Source organism: uncultured Campylobacter sp., assembly GCF_938031315.1.
Taxonomy (GTDB): domain Bacteria; phylum Campylobacterota; class Campylobacteria; order Campylobacterales; family Campylobacteraceae; genus Campylobacter_B.
Genome location: NZ_CALHHT010000095.1, coordinates 1 through 7510 on the forward strand (window position 1 = coordinate 1; position 7510 = coordinate 7510).

Here is a 7510-nt window from a genome sequence, read left to right on the forward strand (position 1 = left end):
CGTATTTCCCTAAAGAATCTATACCTGATGGATACAGATTAGGGTTAGGTTCAGATTGGCTAAAAACTAATTGGAATAAATGGGGTTATATTGATTGTGATATAGAAGATGTTTATATAAGCAGTATGTTAGAAGTGTTGGAGTAAAAACAAGACGCTGAAATAGAAGAACTTTACTATAACAGGTACAGACGGTATAATTCGGAGACAGGCTTTTACATAAGTAAGTATACGATTGGATTGGCGGGAGATAACCCAACATTATACAGATACGTTTTTGATAGCAAAAAAAAACAAAGAAAATCATGTAAATGAATTATGTCAAAAATAAAAAAGAAAAACAGTATATGGTATTTTGACGATTATTTTAAGTCGCTTCGCAAGAATGAAAACGAAATAGCAAAGCCTATCAGGCAGTTCGTCTCGGATCCGAAAAGGTATCTGTTTAATGCGAAAGAAACCCTTCACGACGCCGTTTTGACTGAATTTAAATTTGGCATTTTAAAAAACGAAGATAGACTGACGATGAAATTTTTATCGCCCTACCATGATAGAAATTTTAAATTTGTTTTCAAAAACGTCCTAGCCGTCCGCTTCAAAACGGACGATAAGAGCTTTAAAAACAACGATCTGATAGTTTATCAATTTTCGCTAAAGCGGGAAAGCGTTTGCGAGTATGATTTTATCTTTGCGAGCGGACAGAGGATAACCGTGAAATTTAAACAGCTCGAAATCATTGAGGAATTCTTATAAGCGCGCTGCTTTGCTGATGGCGGAGGGATTTTACGTATTTTAGTGTGAATGGACGCGAGCGGCGCGTTTTTATGCGGTGCGTGAGCTAAAATTTTGCAAAATTCTAAACGAAAATTGTAAAATTCTAAGTAAAATTTATTCTAAGATAATCGAGCGGCAAAATTTACAGGGCATTTCGGCGCGTAAAATTTAAGCTTGTTCGGCGAGAATATGTAAATTTAAGCAGAGTTTAAGCGTAAATCCCATCCACCAGTGTCTCTACGAACTGATCCGAGTTAAATTCCGCCAAATCCTCCATCCGTTCGCCCACACCGACGAAAAGTATCGGCAGCCGCAGCTCGCGCGCTATGGCGAAAAGTGCGCCGCCTTTGGGCGTGCCGTCGAGCTTCGTGATGATGATGCCATCGAGCCTTACGATCTCGTTGAACGCTCTGGCTTGCGCGACGCTGTGATTGCCCTGAGTGGCGTCGAGCACGATGATCTTGCGGTGCGGTGCGCCGCTTTTTGCGCGGTCGCAGATGCGCACAATCTTCTCTAACTCCGCGGCTAAATTTTTCTGATTTTGCAGGCGCCCGGCGGTGTCGATCAGGACGCGATCGATGTTTTTGGCACTAGCTGAGTTAACGGTGTCAAACGCCACAGCAGCGGGATCGTGCCCTTGCGCGGTCGCTACGATCGGTAGATTTAGGATCTGCGCCCATTTTTTTAATTGCTCGACTGCGCCCGCGCGAAAGGTGTCGCATGCGCCTAAAATTACGCTCTGGCCACTATTTTTATATAAATTTGCAAGCTTCGCGGTCGTCGTGGTCTTGCCCGCGCCGTTTACGCCGATGATGAGCTCTACGAAGGGCTTCTCATCCGCGGGTTTAGCGATCTCGTAATCGAAATAGTTCTTCAAAACGCCCTTAAGATCATCTTTGGCAACTAGCTTTTTTGCGGGAAGTTTTTCTAAAATCTCTTCTACAAGCTCGTAGCCTACGTCGGCTTCAAGCAGCATCTCTTCTAGGATTTCTTTTGAAATTTTATCTTCGCCCTTTGCACCTCGCATCGCGCCTATGGTCTTGCTAAGCCCTTTTTTAAAAAATTCGAACATCAGAAAATTTTCTCCAATTCGGTCATTAAAATTTCTTCCGGCATCAGCCCGAAATACTGCGCGCTAAACTCGCCCTTTTCGTCGTATATCGCCATATACGGCACTTCGTTTATGCCGCCTAGCGCCTTTGTAAAAAAGTCCGTCCCTTCGCCGTAAGCGATCGCGTAATTTACCTCGTGCGCGCTTGCGTAGGCCTTAGCGTCGTCTAGGCTCGCATCACCGATCATCACGCCGATTATGTCAAGCTTGCCGGAGTAGGCTTGTTTGGCGGCGTTTAGCGCGCTTACTTGCACGGCGCAGGCGTCGCACCACGGCGTAAAAAACGCAAATAGCGTCACGGTGGAGTTATTATCGATTCGAAAGCCCTGCTTTGTCTTTTGCATATTCAAAATTTTGCCGTTACTTAGCTGGAGTGTAAAAGGAGCGGTATAATCGACCTGGATTACGGCTTCGGTTTCGGACTGCGGCTGCGTGGCGTTGGCCTCGGTCGGGGTATCGCTTGATTTTTTATCCTCATCATCGCCGCAACCTGCAAGAAATAAAAAAGCCGTAAAAAGCGCTAGAAAAAAACGAAATTTCATAATGAACCTTAAAATTTTATCGCAAAATTATACAAAAAATAGTTAAAATAAGCGTTAATATTTTATTCGAAAGATCAAGCGATGCAAAAGAATGAATTTAGAGCAATTTGCAAATCGCGTCTAAAATCTCACGCCGCGCGTGCGGCTAGATGCGAGCATTATGAGCTATTATGGCGGCTTGAGCGGCTGATAAAATTTTTAAAAGCGCGTAAAATTTTGATATTTTTGCCGATGAGCTACGAGCCGAACGTTTTGATTTTAAGAAAAAAGCTATCAAAAAGCTGCGAATTTTACGTCCCGTTTATGGTGGATATTAGTTTAAAAATGGTAAGATTGCGTTTACCTTTTAAAATTTCGTGCTTTGGGTTGCGACAGACGCTGCCGCAAAACGGGTATTTTAAAAAGGTCGATCTAGCCGTGGTTCCAGCTATCGGAGTGGATGGCGCAATGGCTAGAATAGGACATGGGAAAGGATTTTACGATATGTTTTTTTCAGGTCTTAAGTTTAAGCCCGCAATCGCGTTCGTGAGTATAAAAGACTGCTTTTGCAGCGAAATTTTATCGCTTGATCACGACGTTAAGGGCGATTTTTACATAACTCCGAGCCAAAATTACCTAAAAAGAGGAAAGTATGATAGAGATTTTAATCGCCTTGTGCGCTCTTGCGGTGGGCGCTGGCATAGGATACTTAGTAGCTAGAAAGATCAATAACGCCAATTACGATTTCTTCGTCGAACAAGCCAAAGCTAAAGCTAAAGCGATAGAATTTGAAGCCGAGGGCATCTTGCGAAATTCTAAAATTTCGGTGCAGGAAGCTGAGTTTGAAGCTAAGAAAAAATACGAAGATAAGGCAAGCAAACTGCAGAAAGAATTTAACGTTAAATTTGACGAGCTCGGTAAAAAGGAGCACGCGCTTCTAACCGAGCAAGAAATTTTAAAAGACAGCAAAAAGGAGCTCGAAAGCGCCAAAAAAGAGGCGAAATTCCTCTACGAAGAGGGCTCGAATTTAAAGAAAAGCTATGAAGAGAAGCTCTCCGAGGCGCTTAAGGTGCTTGAGCGCGTGGCGGGCTTTACGCAGGATGAGGCGCGCGCACAGGTGCTTAAGAAGGTCGAGGAGCAAAGCCGCACCGACATCGCTCACATCGTGCGAAAGTATGAAGAGGAAGCCAAAAAAGAGGCGCGAAAAAAGGCGAATTATATTTTAGCGCAGGCTACGTCGCGCTTTGCGGGCGAGTTTGCGGCAGAGCGACTTATCAACGTCGTAAATATCAAAAACGATGAGCTAAAAGGTCGCATCATCGGCAAAGAGGGGCGCAATATAAAGGCGCTTGAGATGACTCTTGGCGTGGATGTTATCATCGACGATACCCCGAATGCGATCATCGTAAGCTCACATAATCTCTACCGCCGCGCCATCGCCGTTCGCGTCATCGAAACTCTTATCGAGGACGGCAGAATTCAGCCTGCGCGTATCGAGGACATCTACAAAAAAGTAAGCGACGAATTTGAAGCTAGCATCGCCGAAGAGGGCGAAAATATCGTAATGGATCTAGGCCTTAGCAAAATTCACCCCGAAATTTTAAAACTCATCGGCAAGCTTAAATTTCGCGCCAGCTACGGGCAGAACGCCCTTGCGCACAGCCTTGAGGTCGCACATCTTGCGGGCATCATCGCCGCAGAAACGGGCGGAGATCAAAAGCTGGCCAAGCGGGCGGGTTTACTTCACGACATCGGCAAGGCGCTAACTCACGAATATGAGGGCTCGCACGTGGATCTGGGCGCTGAGGTTTGCCGCCGCTACAAAGAGCATCCGGTAGTTATAAACGCGATCTACGCCCACCACGGCCACGAGGAGGCCACCAGCGTAGAAAGCGCCGCAGTCTGTGCCGCAGACGCGCTAAGTGCCGCGCGCCCGGGCGCCAGACGAGAGGTGCTAGAAAGCTATCTAAAGCGCGTTAGCGACATCGAAGCGATCGCGATGAGTAAAACGGGCGTTAAGCAGGCCTATGCGATCAACGCAGGTCGCGAGATCCGCGTCATCGCAAACGCCAAGCTTATGAACGACGACGAGGCGGTTTTGGTCGCCAAAGAGATCGCCTCCGAGATCCAAGATAAGGTTCAATTCCCAGGCGAGATCAAGGTTAACGTCATACGCGAGCTTCGCGCGGTCGAGATAGCCAAATAAGGAGTGTGAAATGAAAAAATTTATAATCGCTTTATTTTTGCTTTTTAACGCGGCATTTGCCGATGATGAGCTCATCATCAATAGTGCCAGCGCCTATTCGTCGGTAATGCGCACAAACTCGCAGTACAAATATCTAGCGCAACAAGCCCGCGCGATAGTGATCTTTCCGAGCGTCAAAAAGCTGGGCTTCATCATAGGCGGAATGTACGGCGAGGGGATCATCGTCTACAATAATGACGGCGCGCGCAGCGTAAGCGGCGCAGAGATCAGCAGCGCCAGCATCGGACTTCAGATCGGCTACGAGGATAATTATTTAGTCATTTTCGTGATGAACGACGACGTGATCGAAAAGATGCGAAAATCCCAAATCACGCTCTCGGGCGATGCGACGGCGGTCGCGGGCAATTATAGCGCTGATTCGGGCGCGCTGGACGTGCTAAATCAGGATATGTACGTCTTTACGAACAAGGGCGGATTATTTGCTGGCGTGAGCTTGGGCGGCTCGGTGCTGGAGACTAAAAGCGATCGCGCTTTTGATCCGAACAGCGATGGCTATGCATTTTTGATGCGCATAATCGGCGCGGAGGGCGGATATTGATTTCAAAGAATATAGCCTGTGCGCGCTTTGGTGGCTAAATTTAGTCCAAATTTAGCCGAAATTTAGTCCGACGATCGCAGGCTAAATTTAAATATTTGTGAAATTTAGCGCCGCTTGCTTGCGAAACTTTGCAAATTTTAATTTAGCGTTTTTCTAAATTTAGCTTCGCGTGAGCTTTGAAGTCGTGCAGATCGAGCTTTACGCGGCGGCTATTGCAAAACATGGAATTTGCCTGCTCGTCGTGTGTAAATTTAGAGCTTTAAATTTAGCTACCGCGTTGCAAGCCCGCAAACCGAAAGAGCGTATGCTAGGAAATTCCGTTGTAGCGGAATTTCGGCGCATAAAAGCCTCGAAATTTTGAAATTTAAAACCTAAAATTTAATAGAATTTTATGAAAGGATTTGATGGAGTCGATGTTTGAAAACCTCCATACGTGGGGGTATCTGATACTGTTTTTGTATTCGCTGGGCGGAGGATTTTTGGCGCTTGCGGCAGCGGGCGTGCTAAGCTCGGCCGGCGAGCTCAATATCGTCTTATGCATCGTAATCGCCTGCATATCGAACTTTATAGGCGATTCGGGGCTGTTTTTAGTAAGTCGTTACAATAAAAAAGAGATCATGCCATATCTGCGCAAACAGCGCCGCAACCTCGCTCTGGCGCAGATCTTGTTTCGTAAATACGGCGACCGCATAATTTTAATCAAAAAATTCATCTACGGCCTCAAAACCCTCGTACCGATCGCGATCGGTATCACAAAATATTCGTTTTTAAAATTTAGCGTCATCAACGCCGTAAGTTCGCTCATTTGGGCGCTTGTGGTAGGGCTACTGAGCTACTACGCGGGCGATTTCGTGCGCGAGCTCTATGTGCACATTAAGGACGCGCCGTGGATCGCTCCGCTGGCTCTAGGCGCGATAGTAGCGGCGATCGTGCTCTATTTTCGCTTTGCGACCCGCAAAAGAGGCTAGCGGTGGCAAAAAAGCTGATCCCGCTCGCAATTTTCGCAGCACTTCTTTTGGCGCTAAATTTTATCTCCAATTCGCGCGGCTCCGCGGCTAAAGATGAGCGGGTTTTTACCTCCAAAACCCTGGATGCTGCGTCGCGTAAAAGCGGCGTGCAAAATTCTGCAAGCGGCACCGATCGTAAAATTTCAAGTTCCGAAAATCCTGCAAGCAGCGCCGACGCAAAAGATGAGAGCGGGGCAAGAAGCGCAGACGGCGGAGCAGATCTAGGAGATTTAAAATCTCATCCGCGAGAAAACGAGCCCGCCGCGACAAATCCTAAAAATGAAGCGGACGTCCACAGGCGGCTTAGCGCAGATTATGAAGCTTCGCACTCGCAAAATCCAGCCGTAAATTCTAAAAATCAGTTCGCGGACGAGCCCTGCATAAGCAGGGAGTGCGTGAGCGCTCATATCCGCCGTACGGGCTCTTTGCCGCAAAATTTCATCACGAAAAAGCAGGCCGGTGAGCTTGGCTGGCAGGGCGGCGATCTGTGGCGATACGCGCGCGGCAAGAGCATCGGCGGCGATCGCTTCGGCAATTTTGAGCGCAGATTGCCTGATAAAAAGGGACGGACTTGGCGCGAGTGCGATATCGAGTATCGCGGCGGCGCGCGCGGCGCGAAGCGGCTGATATTTTCAAACGACGGCCTGATATTCTACACCGCCGATCATTATGAAAGCTTCGAGCGCGTGCAATGAGTTTAAATTTTAAGACGTGCCGCGCAGCAAAGATCATCATCGACGGTGCAAAGATTAGGCGCAAAGATCAAATTTTCGCGCTGTTTGCCGCAGCGCTAAATTTCGAGCCCGAATACGTCGCAAATTTAGACGCACTCTATGACGCGCTTAGCGAGCGGGGCGGGCGGGTCTTCGTGATTATCAAAAGGGGCGGAATTTTAAAGCTAAGGCTGGGCAAATTTTATGATATTTTGCTGGATGTATTGCGAAGCGGCAAGGCGAAAATTTTAATCTTATGAGCTTGTGCGGCAGCCATTTCGCTTTAAAGCTAAATTTTGCCGAGGCAAAGGTAGGTTTGTTTCGGCGCAGTTTCGATCGCGCCGTTAAAATTTACTGAATTTTAGAGCTTATTAAAAGAGGCGATTTTAGAAATTTCGCTCACAAAGCTCACGCGGTCAAATTTAAACTCAAGCCCATACTGCCAATCTTTGCGGCGCGGGTTTTTAAAGTCGGTAAATTTAACCGCGTTTTCTTCAAATTTAATCTTAAGCGCGAGATACCAGCAGCTCCAGATCCCGCACGGACAGCCCAGTAGCACGACGCTTCGCTCGCCGCTAGCC

General features: G+C 47.2%; 12 protein-coding genes. 9 read left to right on the forward strand and 3 right to left on the reverse strand.

The features are described from left to right. Both imm45 and Q0236_RS02735 read left to right on the forward strand, forming a co-directional pair. Window positions 1-146: Imm45 family immunity protein (gene imm45 / locus Q0236_RS13220; protein WP_367274725.1), on the forward strand; the 146-nt coding region annotated here is incomplete at its 5' end. Window positions 147-317: 171 nt separating this feature from the next. Further along, window positions 318-752, forward strand: a complete 435-nt coding sequence (locus Q0236_RS02735; protein WP_297914836.1) for a hypothetical protein — start codon at window positions 318-320, stop codon at window positions 750-752. Window positions 753-981: 229 nt separating this feature from the next. Here the strand turns inward: Q0236_RS02735 and ftsY are convergent, their stop codons facing one another. After that, window positions 982-1845: a signal recognition particle-docking protein FtsY gene (ftsY, locus tag Q0236_RS02740; protein ID WP_297914838.1), complete on the reverse strand. Its 864-nt coding sequence runs from the start codon at window positions 1843-1845 to the stop codon at window positions 982-984. Next, window positions 1845-2426, reverse strand: coding sequence for a TlpA disulfide reductase family protein (locus Q0236_RS02745; RefSeq protein ID WP_297914841.1), 582 nt, complete (start codon window positions 2424-2426; stop codon window positions 1845-1847). The genes ftsY and Q0236_RS02745 overlap by 1 nt, the downstream gene beginning before the upstream one ends. 81 nt (window positions 2427-2507) lie before the next feature. Between Q0236_RS02745 and Q0236_RS02750 the strand changes: the two genes are divergently transcribed. The 7 genes from Q0236_RS02750 to Q0236_RS02780 all read left to right on the forward strand — a co-directional run bounded on the left by Q0236_RS02750 (window position 2508) and on the right by Q0236_RS02780 (window position 7189). Next, a complete protein-coding gene (locus Q0236_RS02750) occupies window positions 2508-3125 on the forward strand; it encodes a 5-formyltetrahydrofolate cyclo-ligase (protein WP_297914844.1) in 618 nt (205 codons plus the stop codon). Continuing rightward, entirely contained in the window at window positions 3058-4611 is a 1554-nt protein-coding gene (gene rny, locus Q0236_RS02755; RefSeq protein ID WP_297914847.1) for a ribonuclease Y, read from the forward strand. Before Q0236_RS02750 ends, rny begins: the two co-directional genes overlap by 68 nt. 10 nt (window positions 4612-4621) lie before the next feature. Then, the gene (locus Q0236_RS02760) at window positions 4622-5209 is read left to right on the forward strand and encodes a lipid-binding SYLF domain-containing protein (protein ID WP_297914850.1); all 588 of its coding nucleotides are present in this window, start codon (window positions 4622-4624) and stop codon (window positions 5207-5209) included. A gap of 169 nt (window positions 5210-5378) precedes the next feature. Continuing rightward, window positions 5379-5570: a hypothetical protein gene (locus Q0236_RS02765; RefSeq protein ID WP_297914853.1), complete on the forward strand. Its 192-nt coding sequence runs from the start codon at window positions 5379-5381 to the stop codon at window positions 5568-5570. 43 nt (window positions 5571-5613) lie between these two features. Then, window positions 5614-6177 carry a DedA family protein gene (locus Q0236_RS02770; RefSeq protein WP_297914856.1) on the forward strand — a complete coding sequence of 188 codons (564 nt, stop codon included), beginning with the start codon at window positions 5614-5616 and terminating at the stop codon, window positions 6175-6177. 2 nt (window positions 6178-6179) lie between these two features. Continuing rightward, window positions 6180-6911: a ribonuclease domain-containing protein gene (locus tag Q0236_RS02775; protein ID WP_297914860.1), complete on the forward strand. Its 732-nt coding sequence runs from the start codon at window positions 6180-6182 to the stop codon at window positions 6909-6911. Beyond that, a complete protein-coding gene (locus Q0236_RS02780; RefSeq protein ID WP_297914863.1) occupies window positions 6908-7189 on the forward strand; it encodes a barstar family protein in 282 nt (93 codons plus the stop codon). The genes Q0236_RS02775 and Q0236_RS02780 overlap by 4 nt, the downstream gene beginning before the upstream one ends. 101 nt (window positions 7190-7290) lie before the next feature. Here Q0236_RS02780 and Q0236_RS02785 read toward each other — a convergent pair. Continuing rightward, window positions 7291-7510 (reverse strand): hypothetical protein (locus Q0236_RS02785; RefSeq protein WP_297914866.1); only part of this gene is annotated, 220 nt, incomplete at its 5' end.

Excerpts from the sequence above, each read along its gene's own strand:
- Q0236_RS02735 (WP_297914836.1), top strand. The coding sequence starts at position 318 with ATGTCAAAAATAAAAAAGAAAAACAGTATATGGTATTTTGACGATTAT.
- ftsY (WP_297914838.1), bottom strand. The coding sequence starts at position 1,845 with ATGTTCGAATTTTTTAAAAAAGGGCTTAGCAAGACCATAGGCGCGATG.
- Q0236_RS02745 (WP_297914841.1), bottom strand. The coding sequence starts at position 2,426 with ATGAAATTTCGTTTTTTTCTAGCGCTTTTTACGGCTTTTTTATTTCTT.
- Q0236_RS02750 (WP_297914844.1), top strand. The coding sequence starts at position 2,508 with ATGCAAAAGAATGAATTTAGAGCAATTTGCAAATCGCGTCTAAAATCT.
- rny (WP_297914847.1), top strand. The coding sequence starts at position 3,058 with ATGATAGAGATTTTAATCGCCTTGTGCGCTCTTGCGGTGGGCGCTGGC.
- Q0236_RS02760 (WP_297914850.1), top strand. The coding sequence starts at position 4,622 with ATGAAAAAATTTATAATCGCTTTATTTTTGCTTTTTAACGCGGCATTT.
- Q0236_RS02770 (WP_297914856.1), top strand. The coding sequence starts at position 5,614 with ATGGAGTCGATGTTTGAAAACCTCCATACGTGGGGGTATCTGATACTG.
- Q0236_RS02780 (WP_297914863.1), top strand. The coding sequence starts at position 6,908 with ATGAGTTTAAATTTTAAGACGTGCCGCGCAGCAAAGATCATCATCGAC.